This is a genomic window from Kitasatospora sp. NPDC059146, from assembly GCF_042786665.1.
In the GTDB taxonomy this organism is placed as follows: domain Bacteria; phylum Actinomycetota; class Actinomycetes; order Streptomycetales; family Streptomycetaceae; genus Kitasatospora.
The window spans coordinates 1-15,772 of sequence record NZ_JBHZCY010000103.1 but is presented as its reverse complement, the minus strand read 5'-3'; the positions used below and the strand labels follow the sequence as shown (position 1 = coordinate 15,772).

At 72.1% G+C, this 15,772-nt stretch carries 17 protein-coding genes; 6 read left to right on the top strand and 11 right to left on the bottom strand.

From position 1 onward, the window contains the following. Nucleotides 1-27 precede the first annotated feature (27 nt). Nucleotides 28-1,101 carry a ScbA/BarX family gamma-butyrolactone biosynthesis protein gene (locus tag ACFXPX_RS32435; RefSeq protein WP_380644272.1) on the top strand — a complete coding sequence of 358 codons (1,074 nt, stop codon included), beginning with the start codon at nucleotides 28-30 and terminating at the stop codon, nucleotides 1,099-1,101. A 45-nt stretch (nucleotides 1,102-1,146) separates the two neighbouring features. On the opposite strand, the gene ACFXPX_RS32430 is transcribed toward ACFXPX_RS32435, so the two are convergent. From ACFXPX_RS32430 to hemL, 7 genes are all read right to left on the bottom strand, one after another. Next, complete coding sequence (locus ACFXPX_RS32430) at nucleotides 1,147-1,554, bottom strand: hypothetical protein (RefSeq protein WP_375881817.1); 408 nt, start codon at nucleotides 1,552-1,554, stop codon at nucleotides 1,147-1,149. A 121-nt stretch (nucleotides 1,555-1,675) separates the two neighbouring features. Next, nucleotides 1,676-2,806, bottom strand: a complete 1,131-nt coding sequence (gene ccsB, locus ACFXPX_RS32425; RefSeq protein ID WP_380586208.1) for a c-type cytochrome biogenesis protein CcsB — start codon at nucleotides 2,804-2,806, stop codon at nucleotides 1,676-1,678. A gap of 3 nt (nucleotides 2,807-2,809) precedes the next feature. Then, the gene (locus ACFXPX_RS32420) at nucleotides 2,810-4,537 is read right to left on the bottom strand and encodes a cytochrome c biogenesis protein ResB (RefSeq protein WP_380644271.1); all 1,728 of its coding nucleotides are present in this window, start codon (nucleotides 4,535-4,537) and stop codon (nucleotides 2,810-2,812) included. A gap of 2 nt (nucleotides 4,538-4,539) precedes the next feature. Continuing rightward, entirely contained in the window at nucleotides 4,540-5,328 is a 789-nt protein-coding gene (locus tag ACFXPX_RS32415; RefSeq protein ID WP_375881810.1) for a cytochrome c biogenesis CcdA family protein, read from the bottom strand. Then, on the bottom strand, nucleotides 5,325-5,930 hold the full coding sequence (locus tag ACFXPX_RS32410; RefSeq protein ID WP_380586214.1) for a TlpA family protein disulfide reductase: 606 nt from the start codon (nucleotides 5,928-5,930) through the stop codon (nucleotides 5,325-5,327). The genes ACFXPX_RS32415 and ACFXPX_RS32410 overlap by 4 nt, the downstream gene beginning before the upstream one ends. A 151-nt stretch (nucleotides 5,931-6,081) precedes the next feature. Then, the gene (locus ACFXPX_RS32405; protein ID WP_380522918.1) at nucleotides 6,082-6,732 is read right to left on the bottom strand and encodes a histidine phosphatase family protein; all 651 of its coding nucleotides are present in this window, start codon (nucleotides 6,730-6,732) and stop codon (nucleotides 6,082-6,084) included. A gap of 64 nt (nucleotides 6,733-6,796) precedes the next feature. Next, on the bottom strand, nucleotides 6,797-8,125 hold the full coding sequence (hemL, locus tag ACFXPX_RS32400) for a glutamate-1-semialdehyde 2,1-aminomutase (protein ID WP_380522882.1): 1,329 nt from the start codon (nucleotides 8,123-8,125) through the stop codon (nucleotides 6,797-6,799). Nucleotides 8,126-8,604: 479 nt separating this feature from the next. On the opposite strand from hemL, the gene ACFXPX_RS32395 reads away from it, so the two are divergent. Beyond that, nucleotides 8,605-9,087 (top strand): hypothetical protein, encoded by a 483-nt coding sequence (locus tag ACFXPX_RS32395; protein ID WP_350507657.1) that lies wholly within the window; start codon nucleotides 8,605-8,607, stop codon nucleotides 9,085-9,087. A 94-nt stretch (nucleotides 9,088-9,181) separates the two neighbouring features. Here ACFXPX_RS32395 and ACFXPX_RS32390 read toward each other — a convergent pair whose 3' ends face one another. Both ACFXPX_RS32390 and ACFXPX_RS32385 read right to left on the bottom strand, forming a co-directional pair. Further along, nucleotides 9,182-9,670 carry a MarR family winged helix-turn-helix transcriptional regulator gene (locus ACFXPX_RS32390; RefSeq protein WP_375881795.1) on the bottom strand — a complete coding sequence of 163 codons (489 nt, stop codon included), beginning with the start codon at nucleotides 9,668-9,670 and terminating at the stop codon, nucleotides 9,182-9,184. A gap of 63 nt (nucleotides 9,671-9,733) precedes the next feature. Then, the gene (locus ACFXPX_RS32385) at nucleotides 9,734-11,020 is read right to left on the bottom strand and encodes a glycosyltransferase family 39 protein (RefSeq protein WP_375881793.1); all 1,287 of its coding nucleotides are present in this window, start codon (nucleotides 11,018-11,020) and stop codon (nucleotides 9,734-9,736) included. A gap of 155 nt (nucleotides 11,021-11,175) precedes the next feature. Here ACFXPX_RS32385 and ACFXPX_RS32380 point away from each other — a divergent pair, with 155 nt between their 5' ends. Next, nucleotides 11,176-11,763 carry a DUF4291 domain-containing protein gene (locus ACFXPX_RS32380; RefSeq protein WP_380644270.1) on the top strand — a complete coding sequence of 196 codons (588 nt, stop codon included), beginning with the start codon at nucleotides 11,176-11,178 and terminating at the stop codon, nucleotides 11,761-11,763. A gap of 12 nt (nucleotides 11,764-11,775) precedes the next feature. Here ACFXPX_RS32380 and ACFXPX_RS32375 read toward each other — a convergent pair whose 3' ends face one another. Beyond that, on the bottom strand, nucleotides 11,776-13,452 hold the full coding sequence (locus ACFXPX_RS32375; RefSeq protein WP_380644269.1) for an RICIN domain-containing protein: 1,677 nt from the start codon (nucleotides 13,450-13,452) through the stop codon (nucleotides 11,776-11,778). A gap of 283 nt (nucleotides 13,453-13,735) precedes the next feature. Then, nucleotides 13,736-13,975, bottom strand: coding sequence for a chaplin (locus ACFXPX_RS32370; RefSeq protein WP_380522885.1), 240 nt, complete (start codon nucleotides 13,973-13,975; stop codon nucleotides 13,736-13,738). A gap of 570 nt (nucleotides 13,976-14,545) precedes the next feature. Here ACFXPX_RS32370 and ACFXPX_RS32365 point away from each other — a divergent pair. From ACFXPX_RS32365 to ACFXPX_RS32355, 3 genes are all read left to right on the top strand, one after another. Next, nucleotides 14,546-14,788, top strand: a complete 243-nt coding sequence (locus ACFXPX_RS32365; RefSeq protein ID WP_380399087.1) for a chaplin — start codon at nucleotides 14,546-14,548, stop codon at nucleotides 14,786-14,788. Between the two features lie 109 nt (nucleotides 14,789-14,897). Next, nucleotides 14,898-15,167, top strand: coding sequence for a chaplin (locus tag ACFXPX_RS32360; RefSeq protein WP_380522886.1), 270 nt, complete (start codon nucleotides 14,898-14,900; stop codon nucleotides 15,165-15,167). A 149-nt stretch (nucleotides 15,168-15,316) separates the two neighbouring features. Continuing rightward, nucleotides 15,317-15,697 carry a hypothetical protein gene (locus tag ACFXPX_RS32355; RefSeq protein ID WP_380586222.1) on the top strand — a complete coding sequence of 127 codons (381 nt, stop codon included), beginning with the start codon at nucleotides 15,317-15,319 and terminating at the stop codon, nucleotides 15,695-15,697. Nucleotides 15,698-15,772: the final 75 nt, after the last annotated feature.

The window sequence follows — 15,772 nt, the reverse complement described above, 5'->3', positions numbered from 1 at the left end:
ACCGACACCCTGGAGCTGGGGCCAGTCATGCCATTGATCGTAGAGCCGGACGCCCACGGCCCGTACGCCCACCCCGGCACCGGCTACGGCACCCACTCCGGCACCGGCCACTCCGGCACCGGCTACGACTTCCACGACCGGACCGTCTCCCGGCACCTGGTGCACCGCGCCTCGGTCTCCGAGGTGTTCCTCACCGGCTGGCAGGCCACCGGCCCGTACGACTTCCTGCTCGGCGCCCAGTGGCCCCGGCTGCACGGCTTCTACCGGCTGCCCGGGGACCGCTACCACGACCCGGTGCTGATGGCCGAGACCGTCCGGCAGGCCGGGCTGCTGATCGGCCACGCCGGCTTCGGGGTGCCGCGCGACCACCACTTCGTCATGGAGGAGCTCGGCTACGCGCTCGGCGAGGCCGGCCTGCCCGGTCTCGCGGTCACCGCCGACCCGGCCTCGCTGATGCTCACCGTCGGCTGCCAGGACGTCCGGATGCGGCACGGCCGGCTGGCCTCGCTGCGGGTGCACGCCGAGGTCACCCGGGACGGCCGGCGGATCGGCCACGGCGACGGCCAGCTGCGGGTGGTCACCCCCGCCTCGTACCGGCGGCTGCGCGGCCCCGGCCGCGGCGCCGCCACCCCGCCGCGCCCGCCGGAGCCCGCCGCGCCCGAGCTGGTCGGGCGGGCGCAGGCCGCGGACGTGGTGCTCAGCCCGACCCTGCGGCCGGACACCTGGCTGCTGCGCGCCGACGCCGGGCACCCGGTGCTGTTCGACCACGGGCTCGACCACGTGCCCGGGATGCTGGTGCTGGAGGCCGCCCGGCAGGCCGCCCAGCGGCTGCACCACCCCGAGCCGGTGGTGCCGGTCGAGCTGGTGACCGCCTTCGACCACTACATCGAGCTGGACCGGCCGTGCTTCGTCCGGGCCGTCCGCGAGCGGACACCGGACGGCCGCCGCACCCCCGTCCTGGTGCGACTGCTCCAGGACGGGCGGACGGCGGCCGAGTGCCGGCTGCTCACCGAGCCGGTCGACGGTCCGCGGGTGCCGGTCCGGCGGGACGCCTTCGAGGGCCGCCCCACCGCGACCGGCCTGCTGCCGCTGGCGAGTTGAGGCCCGGCGCGTCGGGGTCCGGTGCGAGGTCAGGCGGGCCGGGGGTCAGGCGGCCACCAGCGCGGACGGCCGCCGCCCGGCGTGCATCACGCTGAGGTTGGCCGCCAGCCGGACCGGGTCCTGGGCCAGCCAGAGCCGCAGCGCCGCGCCCAGGGCCGCGCTGGCCGACTCGATCCGGACCTCGGTGATCTGGGCGATCCGGGCCGCGCCGGGCACCAGCAGGTCGGCCAGTGCGGTCGGCAGCCAGACGGTCAGCGCGCACGGCGCGGGCGTCGCGAGGGCGCCCAGCAGCCGGTAGGCGTCCCCCGGCGCGCTGAGCGTGGGGATGATGTCCAGCAGAGCGTCGGCCACCACTTCGGACACGTCGCTCCGGTGTCCCTGGGCGAGCCGTCGGAGCAACATGCGCTCGGCGGCGGTGATTCGGACGGTCAGCATGACCTCGTCGCACTCCATTGCGCGATCTCCTCCTCGTTCCTCCCCGTACCGGCACGGACGGCCGGCACGTCGTACCCCTCTTGCACCTCGGCCCGGCGATCTCGTGCGGAAAGCCGGGCCGGTGGGTGCGTGCCTCCGGTCAGATCCCCGCGTACGAGTGCTTGCCGGTGACGAAGATGTTCACGCCGTAGTAGTTGAAGAGCCAGCAGGCGAAGGCGGCCAGCGCCAGGTAGGCGGCCTTGCGGCCCTTCCAGCCGGCCGTCGCGCGGGCGTGCAGGTAGCAGGCGTAGGCGACCCAGGTGATGAACGACCAGGTCTCCTTCGGGTCCCACTCCCAGTACTTGCCCCAGGCGGCCTCGGCCCAGATCGCGCCCGCGATGATGGTGAACGTCCACAGCGGGAAGACCAGGGCGTTGATCCGGTACGACAGCTTGTCGAAGGTGGACGCGGCGGGCAGCCGGCGCCAGATCGAGGGCGAGGTGCCCAGCGGGCCGGTGGTCAGGCCGGCCGCCATCCGCTTGTCGAACGAGTCCTTGCCCAGGTAGAGCAGCGTGGCGATGAACGCCGCGTAGAAGGCGCCGCCGCACAGGATCGCGGTGGAGACGTGGATCGCCAGCCAGTACGAGTGCAGCGCCGGGACGAGCTGCTCGGAGTCGGTGTACAGCACCTGGGTGGCGATGCCGAGGGTCAGCAGCGCCGCGACGGTGACCGGCAGGCCGAGCCAGCGCACGTTCTTCCGGGCGGCCAGCAGCACCAGGTAGGCGGCCGTCATCGCGAAGGCGAAGGCGCAGGAGAACTCGTACATGTTGCCCCACGGCCAGCGGGACACCGAGAGGCCGCGGGCGACGATGCCGCCGCCGTGCAGCAGCAGCCCGAGGACGGTCAGCGAGACCGCGATCCGGCCGGCCAGGTCGGCCTTCTCGCTGGTGCCGGCCGCGCCCGGGCCGTCCACCTCGTCCTCGCCGCGCCCGCCGGTGACCACCGTCGCACCCTCGCCCGCCAGGACGGTGCGGGTCAGCGTGGTGGTGCCGCCCTTCGCCCCGGCCACGGTGACGGTGACCTTCTTGGCGGCCTTGGGCTCCGCCGCGGCGACGGTCTCGGCCAGGTTGCCGGACTGCTCCTTGGAGCGGACGGCGACCGCGCCCTTGCTACCGAACGTCCACTCGAACATGTGGGCGAACATGGCGATCGTGTAGACCGCCATCGCCGAATAGATCAGCTTGTTGGAGAGGTCGGCCAGCTGTGGGTCGACTCCCGAGGCGAGGTGCACCGTCTACTCCTTGGAGTTCTGGTCGGCAGGGGCTGTGGGGTCTTCTGCTGCGGGGTCTTCCGGCGCTTCGTCGGCTTCCTGGTCCTCCTCCGACGCCGGGGCGTCGTCCTGGAGGTCCACCGCGAGTTCGGCCAGCTCCTCGGCGATCTTCGCCGACTCGCTGCGGGCCAGGCCGGCCAGCTCCACCTGGGTGCCGCCGCCCGGCAGGGCCACCGCCCGCACCCAGATTCGGCGGCGCTGGATGAACAGCGAGCCGATCAGGCCGAGGATCGCCAGCACCGCGCCGGTCAGCGCGATCTCGTTGCCGGGGCGGTGCGAGACGTTGAAGCTCGCCCACTGCTTGTAGCCCTCGAAGGTGACGGTGCCGTAGCCGTCCGGCAGGGTCCAGCCCTGGCCGGGCTTGAGCAGGGCCTTGGCCGGCTGGCCGTCCTGCTGCAGCTGGGTGAGCTTGGAGGTGTTCAGCTGGTAGATGTTCTGCGGCAGGCCGGAGTCGGTGCCGAGGTCGCCGGCGAAGGCGTTCAGCACCAGCTCGGGGGCGGCGTCGCCGGGGAACAGCGAGACCGGGCCGGTGCCGGCGAAGCTCAGCGGGGCGGTCGGCAGGAAGAAGCCGGAGAAGCCCAGCTGGGTCTTGGTGCCGTCCGGGCCGACGCCGTAGTCGGAGGCCTTCACCACGCCGGTCGAGGTCAGGTTGGCGTCCTGCGGCAGGAACGGCACGACGTCGTGGTAGACCACGTCGCCCTTGCCGTTCTTCACGGTGATCACCGGGGCGTAGCCGTGGCCGATCAGGAAGACCTTGCTGCCGCCGATCTCCAGCGGGTGGTTGACCTCGATCGTGCCCTTCTTCACCTTCGACTCGTCGCTGCCCTCGTAGTACTCCACGTTCGCGGTGAACTGGCGGGCGGCGCCCATCTGGTCACCGGTGTTCTGGAACTTCGAGGTGAAGTTCTCGAGCTTGAGGTAGAAGGGGTCGAGGTCCTGGTTGCCGTAGAACCGGGTGCCGGTGAAGTCGTCGAGCTGGGTGATGGTGTTGGAGTAGCCCTGGCCCTCGACCATCAGCTTGCCGCCGGTGCCGGAGGCCAGGCTGGCCCAGGCGAAGCCGCCGAGCAGCGCGAACAGCGACAGGTGGAACAGCAGGTTGCCGACCTCGCGCAGGTAGCCCTTCTCGGCGGCCACCGAGCCGCCGGACAGGTTCGCCCGGAAGCCGCGCTTGCGCAGCAGCCGGTGGGCGGCCGCGTTCACCCGCTCCGGCTCCGCCCCGGTGCGCCAGACCGCGTACACCGGCATCCTGGTCAGGTTGCGCGGGGCGGCCGGGGGCTGGGAGCGCAGCACGCCGACGAACTGCCAGGTGCGCGGGATGATGCAGCCGGCCAGCGAGACGAACAGCAGGATGTAGATCGCGGAGAACCAGACCGAGCTGTAGACGTCGAACAGCTGGAGCTTCTCGTAGATCGGCGCGACCCCGGTGTGCTGCGCCTTCCAGGTCTGCACCTTGAACTGGTTCTGGCCGTTCTGCGGGATCAGCGAGCCCGGGATGGCGGCCAGCGACAGCAGGAACAGCAGGATCAGGGCGACCCGCATCGAGGTCAGTTGGCGCCACATCCAGCGCGCCCAGCCGAGCACCCCTATGCCGGTCGGTCCCTCGGACTCGACCGGCGCGGTGCTGAGCCGTTCGGCGGCGGCGGCGTCGTCCGGCGCCGGGGGCAGCTCGGTATCGGTCGTGGTCTTGCTCACGGTCAGATTCCGATCTGGGAGTCGGCGGTCCAGGACTGCAGTTCGCTCATCCAGGAATCCCAGATCCCGGTGACGAGCAGCAGACCGACCGCGACGAGCATGCCGCCACCGATCCGCATCACGAGCGGGTAGTGCCGCTTGACCCACCCGAAGGCGCCCAGCGCCCGGCGGAAGGCCAGCGCGGCCACGATGAACGGTACGCCGAGGCCCAGGCAGTAGAAGGTCATCAGCAGGGCCCCGCGCGCCGCGTCCGCCTGGTTCAGCGACAGCGTCTGGACGGCCGCCAGGGTCGGGCCGATGCAGGGCGTCCAGCCGACGCCGAACACCATGCCCAGCAGCGGCGCGCCGAGCAGGCCGACGGCCGGGCGGCGGTGCGAGCGCACCTCGCGCATGCTCAGGCCGGGCACCAGGCCCATGAAGGCCAGGCCCATCACCACGGTCAGCGAGCCGAGCACGATCGCGATGGCCCGCTTGTGCTCCTGCAGGGTGTTGCCGAACTGGCCGAACAGCGCCCCGCCGGAGACGAAGACCACCGTGAAGCCGAGGATGAACAGGGTCGCCCCGAGCAGCATCCGGCCGCGCTTGGCGCCGCGGGCGTCCGCGAGGTCGGCGGCGGAGAAGCCCGTCACGTACGACAGGTAGCCGGGCACCAGCGGCAGCACGCAGGGCGAGAAGAACGAGACCAGCCCGGCCGCGAGCGCGACCGGCGCGGCGGCGAGCAGCGCCCCGCTCTGGACCGTGGTGAAGGTGTCGGCCAGCGGGAGGGCGGCGGCGTTCAGCGGCCCACTCACTGCTGCTGCTCCGCGACCACCGGCTGGACGATCGACTCCAGCGCCTCCTGGGTCGTCCCGCCGACGGCGCGGGCGGCCAGCTTGCCGTCGCGGTCGACGACCAGGGTGGTCGGGATGGACTGCGGGTTGAGGCTGCCCTTGGGGAACTTGAGCAGCTGGGTGCCGGCCGGGTCGAAGATGCTCGGGAAGGAGACGCCCTGCTCCTGCTCGAAGCGGACGGCGTTGGTCTTGTCGGTGTCCCGGGTGTTGATGCCCAGGAACTGGACGCCCTTGTCCTTGTACTCGTCCGCGACGGCCTGGAGGTTCTTCGCCTCGGCCCGGCACGGCCCGCACCAGGAGCCCCAGACGTTCAGCACCACGACCTTGCCGCGGTAGTCGGAGAGCTTGACCTGGTTGCCCTCCAGGGTCTCCCCGGAGATGTCCGGCGCGTCCCCGCGCTTGCCGGTGTCCGCCTTCGACAGGTTGGTCCCCTTGACGGTCACGAACCCGACCTGCCCCTCGCTGCTGCTCGACGAGCCCGAGGAGGAACAGCCGGTGAGGACGAGCGCAGCGGCGGCGACTGTGGCGGCGGCTGCGGCGACACGGGGACGGGGGCGCGTCATGGCAGACATGTGAAAAGTTTCGCATGGAGTTCCGGGCGGGTTCGCCGGGGTCCTACCTTGCGCGTCGCACACCCTCTGACCTGCGAAGACTTCGGGCCACCCGACTTTCGTCAGGTGACCCGAAGTCATACTTACGCACCGCTTACGGGCCTCAGGCGCCGAAGCTCCTGCCCACCGGCTTGTCGCCCTTGCGGCCCTTGCCGACCAGGTGCGCCGGCAGCAGGTCACGGGCCGGCTCGCGGTACCCGACCGAGACGATGCTGTCGCCTTCGAAGGTGAAGCTGGTCAGCGAGGCCAGCGAGCACTGCCGGTTGCGCGGGTCGTGCCAGAGCCGGCGGCGCTCCACGAAGGAGCGGAGGATCCAGACCGGCAGCTGGTGGCTGACGCAGACCGCCTCGTGCCCGCGGGCCGCGTCCCGGGCGGCGCCGAGCGCACCCATCATCCGCACCACCTGGTCGAGGTACGGCTCGCCCCAGGAGGGCTTGAACGGGTTGGTCAGGTACTTCCAGTAGCCCGGGTTGCGCAGCGAGCCGTCGCCGACGCCGAAGGTCTTGCCCTCGAAGACGTTCTCCGCCTCGATCAGCCGCGGGTCCACCGCGACCTCCAGGCCGTGCGCCTTGGCGATCGGCTCGGCGGTCTCCTGGGCCCGCTCCAGCGGGGAGGCCACCACGTGAGTGATGTCCCGCCCGGCGAGGTCCTCGGCGACCCGGTCGGCCATCTGGCGGCCCAGCTCGGACAGGTGGTAGCCCGGCAGGCGGCCGTACAGCACGCCCTCCGGGTTGTGCACCTCACCGTGGCGCATCACGTGGACGACGGTGATCTCTTTGGCGCTCACTTCTCAACTGCTCCTGTGGTCTGGAGGGGGCTCAGGCCGTGGCGGCGGCAGCGGCGCGGGCCGCGGCCGGCAGCGCGGCGGCGATCCGCTCGATCGCCCGGGCGTCGTGGGTCGCCGAGACGAACCAGGACTCGAAGGCGGACGGCGGCAGGTAGACGCCCTCGGCCAGCATCGCGTGGAAGAAGGCGGTGTAGCGGAACGCCTCCTGGGTCTTCGCCTGGTCGTAGTTCGTGACCTGCGCCTCGGTGAAGAACACCGAGAACATGTTCCCGGCGGTCTGCAGCCGGTGCGCCACGCCCTCCTTGGTGAGCGCCTCGGAGACCAGGCCGGAGATCTCGGCGGAGACCTCGTCCACCGTCGCGTACACCTCGTCGGTGCAGCCGCGCAGCTGGGCCAGGCCGGCCGCGGTGGCGACCGGGTTCCCGGACAGGGTGCCCGCCTGGTAGACCGGGCCGGCCGGGGCCAGGTGGGCCATCACGTCGGCCCGGCCGCCGAAGGCCGCGGCCGGGAAGCCGCCACCCATGACCTTGCCGAAGGTCAGCAGGTCCGGCGCCCAGCCCTCGTGCGCCGCCTCCAGGCCGTACCAGCCGGCCTTGGAGACGCGGAAGCCGGTCATCACCTCGTCGGAGACGAACAGCGCGCCGTTGTCCCGGCAGAGCCGGGCCAGGCCGGCGTTGAAGCCGGGCAGCGGCGGGACGACGCCCATGTTGCCGGGCGAGGCCTCGGTGATCACACAGGCGATCTCGCCCGGGTGGGCGGCGAAGGCCTGCTCGACGGCGGCCAGGTCGTTGTACGGCAGCACGATGGTGTCGCCGGCCTGGGCGCCGGTGACGCCCGGGGTGTCCGGCAGGCCGAAGGTGGCCACGCCGGAACCGGCGGCGGCCAGCAGCGCGTCCACGTGACCGTGGTAGCAGCCGGCGAACTTGACCACCTTCGCCCGGCCGGTGAAGCCGCGGGCGAGCCGGATCGCGGACATGGTGGCCTCGGTGCCGGAGGAGACCAGGCGGACCTGCTCGACCGGGGCCACCCGGGAGACGATCTCCTCGGCCAGCTCGACCTCGCCCTGACCGGGCGTGCCGAAGGAGGTGCCGCGGGAGACCGCCCGCTGGACGGCCTCGATCACGGCCGGGTTCGCGTGGCCGAGGATCATCGGACCCCACGAGCACACCAGGTCGACGTACTCGCGGCCGTCGGCGTCGGTGAGGTAGGGGCCGGTGCCGGACACCATGAAGCGCGGTGTGCCGCCGACCGCGCGGAAGGCGCGCACCGGGGAGTTGACGCCGCCGGGCGTGACCACGGAGGCGCGATCGAACAGCGACTGGGACTGGGGGGCTTCGTAGGGGTAGCTCACGGGAGACATGGTCTCAAATCGTGTCCTTGGGCTCTGCATGTCCGGCCCGATCATCTGGAACGATGATCCGGGCACCGTTGTCTGTACGGTTGTCCCTGACGGTCGCCCGTGGCGGTGGTGTACGGGCGGGGCCGCTGGTTGTTCCGTCACACGGACCAGTCAGACTGTGTGCACAGAGTGCGCGAGCGCTCCGGTTGTGTACAGGGGTGTGGAGAGGACTGCTGTGTGCCGCTGGTGGGTACGGCCCGCGAGTAGGCACGGCGGCGAATGACGGTAAGGAGCACGGCCGGCGGGACGCCGGACGTGCGGGGGTCTGTCGATTCCGGCGAGTTCCGGTGAGGATGGTCCGAGTGTCCGAGGCGCAGGACGGGTTCGACGAGGCAGCGGGTGGCCCCCGCAGGCCCGCCGAGACCGCACGCGGGGGTACGGGAGCGGGTACGGGTCGTGGTCGTCGCGGCGGCGAGAGGCGGGGTGAGGGACACGTGGGGGTGACGTACAAGTACTTCGGCGCACCGGACCGCGCCACCGCCGCCAGAGTCCCCACCGCCCTCGGCCCGGGCGGGCTGGGCCTGGACGCCGGCGAACTCGGCGCGCTGGGGCGGCTCGGCGACCTGATGGAGACCAGCGGCTCCCCCACCGGCCACCTCTCCACCAAGATCAAGCCGGAGACCATGAGCGCCATGGTCCTCACCGGCATCCAGGGCGTCCCGCTGCACCAGGTGCCGCCGCTGGAACTCGTCGTGCTGCACCCCGACTACGCGGTCGTCCAACTCCCGCACAACGTGGTCGAGCCGCTGCGCAAGGCGGACGAGACCGAACTCGGCGCGGCCGCCTTCATCTGGTCCACCGTCCCGGACCGCCGCGGACCGCGCGACGCCTTCGTGATCTACAGCATGCTGCACGAGTGGCAGGACTTCGCCAACCGGCTGCACGACGCCGGGCACCAGCTGTACTGCCTGGTCTGGCCCTGAGCGCACCGCGCCCGGCCCGCTGAACGCCGCTCGGGGCAAGGGTGGTTGACGGTCCGTCGATTTCCCCTGACCCGGGATCGGCCCCCCGGGCGGGTCAGCCGCGGGAGCGGCGGGCCCGTCGGACGGTGCGTTCGCTCTCGACCGGCTCCGCCAGGTGCCCGTCCACCAGGCGGGACAGGGCCGAGACGAAGACCTCCTGCTCGGGCCGCGGCAGCGCCTCCAGCACCTCCCGGTGGACCCGGTCGGCGATCGCGGTGCCCTGCTCGACGGCGCGTTCGCCCGCCTCGGTGACCGAGATGATCCGCGCCCGGCGGTCGGTGGCGGACGGGCGGCGCTCGGCCAGGCCCGCCTTCTCCAGCTCGTCGACGGTGACCACCATGGTGGTCTTGTCGAGGTCCGCCAGCTCGGCCAGCTGGATCTGGGTGCGCTCGGTCTCCTGCGCGTGGAACAGCACGCCGTACGCGCGCGGGGTGATCCCGAGCTCGGTGAAGGCGGCCGCCATCCGAGTCGCCAGCACGTGGCTCGCGTGGTCCAGCAGGCCGGAGATGTCGCGGATCTGGCGCACGGGCGGGGTCGTCGTCATACGTCCGAGATTAGCAACGGCCCGTCTGCTGCCGGATGATCCCGTAGCCAACCAACATCGGGGTTACGGGATACCCAACTCGAACAGCGCATAGCCCGCGTACCAGCCCGCCGCGATCACCGGCATCGCGAACAGCCCGATCAGCGAGGAGGTCCGCACCTTGCGCAGCGCCACCGCCAGGCCGATGCACAGCGGGAAGGCCGGCAGCAGGTAGCGGGAGATGTTGCCGAAGATCTGGTTGCTGCTCAGCGCCGTGAAGACGGTCAGCGCGGTGAAGACCCACAGCACCAGCGGCGGACGGGCCCGCGCCAGCAGCACCAGCAGGCCGGGCAGGGCGATCAGCAGGGCGATCGCGATCAGGTCCGGCACCGGATTGGACTGCCAGAAGTCCCAGTGGCCGGTGATCACGTCCATCACCGTGCGCACGGTGGAGGCGCCGAAGTCGAAGTAGCGGTTCCAGGCGCCGCGCTGGAGCTTGAAGTAGCCGCCCCAGTCGCCCATCCGCCAGCCCACCCAGGCGACGTAGCCGAACAGGCCCCACGGGGTGATCAGCATCGCGGTCAGCGGGCGGGCCACCCCGTCGGTGCGGCGCACCAGGGCGACCAGCGCGGCGATCGACACCGCCGCGATCAGCGCGGCCGCCGTCGGCCGGTTCAGGCCCGCGACCAGGGCCAGCAGCCCGGCCGCGAGCCAGCGGCGGGTCATCACGCAGTAGCAGGCCCAGGCGGACAGCGCGACGAACAGCGAGTCCGAGTAGACCGCCCACTCCACGCCCGAGCCCGGGAACAGGCCCCAGACCACCGCGGCGATCACACCGGCCCGGAACCCCGCGAGCCGCTCCGCGATCGCGAAGATCCCGGCCGCGGCGACCAGCGAGGCGAGCACCGAGACCGCTATCCCGGAGCCGTACGGGCCGAGGCCGGTGACCGCGCCGACCAGCCGCATCAGCCACGGGTAGAGCGGGAAGAAGGCGGAGGAGTTCTCGTAGTAGGTGGCCAGCGGGAACCCGTGCAGCTCGATCAGCTGCGGGTCGTAGCCGTTCTCGGCGATCCGCTGGTACCAGACGCCGTCCCAGGTGCCCAGCACGTCCCAGGAGTGGGCGCCGCCGCCCCGGCCGGGCTGCTTCTTCAAGTAGTCGCCGGTGTGCTCCAGCAGCATCAGGAACACGGTCAGGCCGATCGCCTTGACCACCGCGTACGCGCCCAGCGCGGGCGCGAAGCGGTCCACCAGCGCCATGAACCGGCCGGGCGTACGGTCCGCCCGCTCCTCGACCGGCTCCCCCGGCCCGGCCACCGGAGCGGCGCTGGACGGTTCGGTGCTGGACGACTCGGTGCTCGATGCCGTGCTCATCTGCTCTGGGTACTCCCCGCCCCGCTCATGGTGCGCGCGGCTCCGGCGCAACGACGTTCCGGAGAGCCTACGGCACACCCCCGCACCCCACCCCGCCCCCGCCCGCCCCGGAAAACCCGTGGCGCCCGGCCGCCGCCGCCCCCGACGATGCCCGCATGCCGCTCCAGCCGCCGAAGCACCGGATCCGGGCGCTCCACACCGCTGACACCCTCACCGTCTACCAGGCCTTCCCGCCGGCGATCGCCGAACCGGCGGCGGCCGAGGGGCGGTTCCCGGAGGCGTTCCAGCGGGACCGGATGACCTGGATCAAGCCCTCGTTCCTCTGGATGATGCACCGCAGCGACTGGGGCCGGAGCCCCGGCCAGGAGCGGGTGCTGGCCCTGGAGATCAGCCGCGAGGGCTTCGACTGGGCGCTGGAGCGGGCCGTGCTGAGCGGCTACACCGGGCGGGTGCACGCCTCGCAGGCGGCCTGGAAGCGGGAGCTGCGGCAGAGCCCGGTGCGGGTGCAGTGGGATCCGGAGCGCGGGCCGGACCTGCGGGCGCTGGAGTGGCGGACGATCCAGGTCGGGCTGCGCGGCGAGGCGGTGCGGCGCTACGCGGACGAGTGGATCCGGGGCATCACGGACGTCACGGCGCTGGCGGACCGGGTGCGGCGGGAGCGGGATGCCGCGCTGTTGCCGGTGGAGACGGCCTACCCGCTGGGTGCGGCCGCCGCCGCCCGGGTGGGGGCGGCGGCGGGCTGAGGTCGGCTGGGGTCAGCTGTGGAGGTAGACGATGCCGAGTTTGGTGAGCTGCCAGAGCTGGGTGGGGGCGCCGGTGTCGGTGGCGAGTTCGACGTAGGGGTTGCCCTTGGCGTCGAGGGTGGCGCCGGCCGCCAGGACCTTGGTCGGGTCCGCCGAGTCGGCGATCCGGTAGTTGCCGTTGCCGGCCGGTGTGAACACCCAGTGCTGGTTGGCGCCGCCGTTGCAGCCCCACTGCTGGATCCGGGTGCCGGGCGCGGTGGAGGCCGCGTTGGCGTCCAGGCACATGCCGCGGTTGCCGCTGAAGTCCAGCTCGTAGCTGCCGCCGGCCTTCGCCTCCAGGACGAAGGACTGGTTCAGTCCGCCGGTCGCCGGGTAGCTGATGGCGGCCCGGCCGTTGGTGGAGTCGCCGTAGCTGCCGCCGCCGGTGAGGTCGAGGGCGTTGCCGGTGGCCGCGTTGGTGAGCTGGTACCAGGAGCCGTCCTCGGGGGTGTCACCGAAGGGCTTGCCGGGGGTGAGCGGCTGGATCGAGGTGGTGTTCTGCTGGTTGAGGGTGCAGTACGCCTCCGTCTGGTCCGGCTTGGCGAAGAACTGGCCGAGGCAGACGCCCTCGCCGCGGTAGCCGGCCACCCGCAGGTGGTACGACTGGCGGACCATGTTCATGCACAGCCCGGGGATGCCGATCTGCGAGTCGCAGCCGTTGCGGGCCCACTCGGAGAGGTTGATGACGTCCCCGTTGCTGTACTCGTACGGCGAACTCGTCCACTCCGCGCAGACCTCGTGCCCGAAGGCGACCCGCCGCTGGTCCAAGTACCGGACGCCGGGCACCTGTTCGGCCGCGCCGCGGAGCGCGTCGCTGAGCGTGGGGACCACCAGGTTGTGGCCCCAGGCGAGGTCCTCGGGGAAGGCCGGGCAGCCGTCGGCGATCTTGCCGAGGTAGTCGTTGCGCCGGATGTCCGGGGTGATCGGGTCGAAGTACGACTGGTAGACCAGCTGGTACGAGGAGTCGGCGTAGCCGGCCCGGCGCATGGTCTGCCGGATGTTCTGCAGCGCGGCGACCACCTTGGGCTGGACCGCCTTGGCCCGCCGGCGGATCTCGTCGCTGCCGATGGTGTCCCGGCAGCCCTGGTCCTTGGGGATCGGGAAGTACTGCGCGAGGCAGTGCATCATGATGCCGCTGAAGTCGAAGTCGTCGTTGGCGCCGATGGTGACGACGACCATCTTGACGTCGTACTTGGCCGCCGTGTCGGCGAGTTTGACGTCCTGTTTGGGCTCGCCGAAGTCGCCGCTGCCACCGCCGGTGATCTTGGCCAGTTCGGGGTCGCTGACCAGGTCGCCGGTCTGGGCGCCGGAGCAGGCCAGGTCGATCGGGGTGACCCCGGGGATGTCGGTGGTGAAGATCTCCGACTTGGGGTGCCGGTGGCAGTAGTTGGTGGAGGTGTCGGTCTCCGGGAAGTAGCCGTCGTTGGTGTCGGTGCCGGCGCCCTCCCCGGAGATGGCGCTGTCGCCGAGGGCGACGATCGCGGCCGGGCGGGTGGGCGCCGGGGCGGGGGCCGGGGCGCTGTCGGCGAACGCGGCGGGGGCGCCGGCCAGGCCGAGGGTGGCGACGAGGACGCCGGTGGCGAGCAGTGCGGCGGACCGGGACGAGCCCGTTCGCGCCCGCCGCGCAGCGGGGGTGCGGAACCTGATCACACGCGACTCCTTGCGGGGGTGGGGGCCGCCCGGCCCGTGCTGCCGGGCGGTGCGGGGCAAGAGAGGTGCCGAAAAGGTGAGCAGGTCTCACATTCTAGGTACTGACAAGTAGTGCAACAAGGCTCGTGACAGCACCGGGAAGCCGCCCCCGGAACGGCGGCGGCACGGGAGGGCACGAGCGGACCCGGAAGGACCCGGGAGAGCACGAAAAAAGAGCCGCCGTTCCGCGCCCCAGGAGGGAAGCACGGAACGGCGGCTCTCACCGGCCGAACCGGGGGTGGGTTCAGCCCACGTTGGCGCAGTGGTTGCCGAACGCCGGGTTCAGCAGACCCACGATGTCGACGCTGTTGCCGCACAGGTTGACGGGAACGTGCACCGGGATCTGGATCTGGTTGCCCGAGATGACGCCGGGGGAACCCGCAGCGACACCCTCGGCGCCGGAGCTGGCCATGGCGGTGCCGGCGCCGGCGGCCACGATGCCCACCACGGCCGCGCCGACGGCGGCGGTCTTCTTGATGCTCATGCGAGCCTCCTGACTGTTCATACAGAGATGCACGGGGAGTGCGACATCTAGAACGACACCCGTCCGGAGCGGTTGCGACGGTGCCCGCACTGTCACCCGTCTGGAGCAATCCGGCCGCCGACCGGCATTCGGGTGATCACCGGTCCGGACCGTTTCCCCTCGCGTGCTGCCTCGTTCTCCCTCACGAAGACGATCCACCAGGCCCTGCTCACACGAATCGAGTACCGCCCATGCGCAGCTCGCCCACGGCCACGTCGGCACCGCGGCCCACGGCGGGCCGGTCGACGTGGCGGGCCCCCCAGAACCCGGCGTTCGGCGACACCGCCTGAACGCCTGACCGGGAATTCCCGGTCGCACCTCTGTCCGGACCGTTCCCGGCCGTGCGGGAAATGTTCGCGAGGTACCGGAAGAACGCGGCGGCTGCGTCGACGCCCGAGCCACGGGCGCAACACGCCGGTGTGCGCCGCCGGAGTGACAAACACGGCAATCCCTGAACCGTTCGGGTGAGTATTCGTGCTCGCCCGTTTCCCGACATTCCCCTTGCGTCGGGCAGAAATCGGAGGAACAGACATGCGTAACCTCAAGAAGGCCGCCATCCTGTCGCTGGCCACCACCGGCCTGGTGCTCGGTGCCGCGGGCGGCGCGTTCGCCAGCTCGGGCGCCCAGGGTGTGGCCGCCGGCTCCCCCGGCGTGCTCTCCGGCAACCAGATCCAGGTGCCGATCCACATCCCGCTGAACGTCTGCGGCAACACCGTCAACGTGATCGGCCTGCTGAACCCGGCGTTCGGCAACTCCTGCGCCAACGTCGGCTGAACCCGCGGTCGCCGACCCGGCGACAGCTGATTCACCGAGCCCGTGCCGCGCCCCGCAGCGCCGGGGCGCGGCGCGCTCCACCCGTGTGTGATCGAGGAGATCAACCCCCATGCAGAACGTGAAGAAGGTCGCCGTCCTCTCCGCCGCCGCTGCCGGCCTGGTGATGGGCGCGGCGGGCTCCGCCGCCGCCAGCTCGGGCGCCGAGGGCGTGGCCGCCGGCTCCCCGGGTGTCGCCTCCGGCAACCAGATCCAGGTCCCGGTGCACATCCCGATCAACCTGTGCGGCAACTCCATCGACGTGATCGGCCTGCTGAACCCGGCCTTCGGCAACAGCTGCGCCAACGTCGAGATGCACCCGCAGCCCGCGGACGACTGCTGATCCCCGATCGGCACGCGTTTCGGCCGTCCTGCCCCCCGACCAGCCGGCCGGGGGGCAGTTCGGTTTCTCCGGACGGGACGTCCGGATGCTCAGGGCCCCTCCCTCGGGTTCCGCCGGGCCGGGCCGCACTCCACCGAAGGGTGAACCGCATGGTTTCGAAGAAGAGCGGGGCCGGGCTGGCCGCCGCCGTGGGCGCCGTGGTGCTGCTCGGCGCGGGTTCGGCGCAGGCCGCTCCCGCCGCCGGGCAGGAGCCCGCCGCGGGCCCGGCCACGCTGGCGAAGACCGACGTCGGGCAGGCGCTGAACGGGACGACGGCCGGCCTCGGCTACGGCGTCGCGCCGATCAAGAGCCTGCGCCTGGACCCGTGGGCCAACTCCTCGGCCGACGTGCTCAACAACGGGGCGACCGTCCGGCCGGACCAGGGCCTGGCCCCGGTGGGCACCGGCACGCTGACCGGACCGCTGAGCGCGGGCGGCGGGGTCAAGGACCTCCCGCTGGTGGGCGGGCTCTCCGGCGTCCTGCCGGGCTGACCGCGGACGCGCGCGAGCCGCGCCAACGCCCCGGGGGCACGGGTGGGACCGGTGGACGCCGCGAGGTGGGGCGCG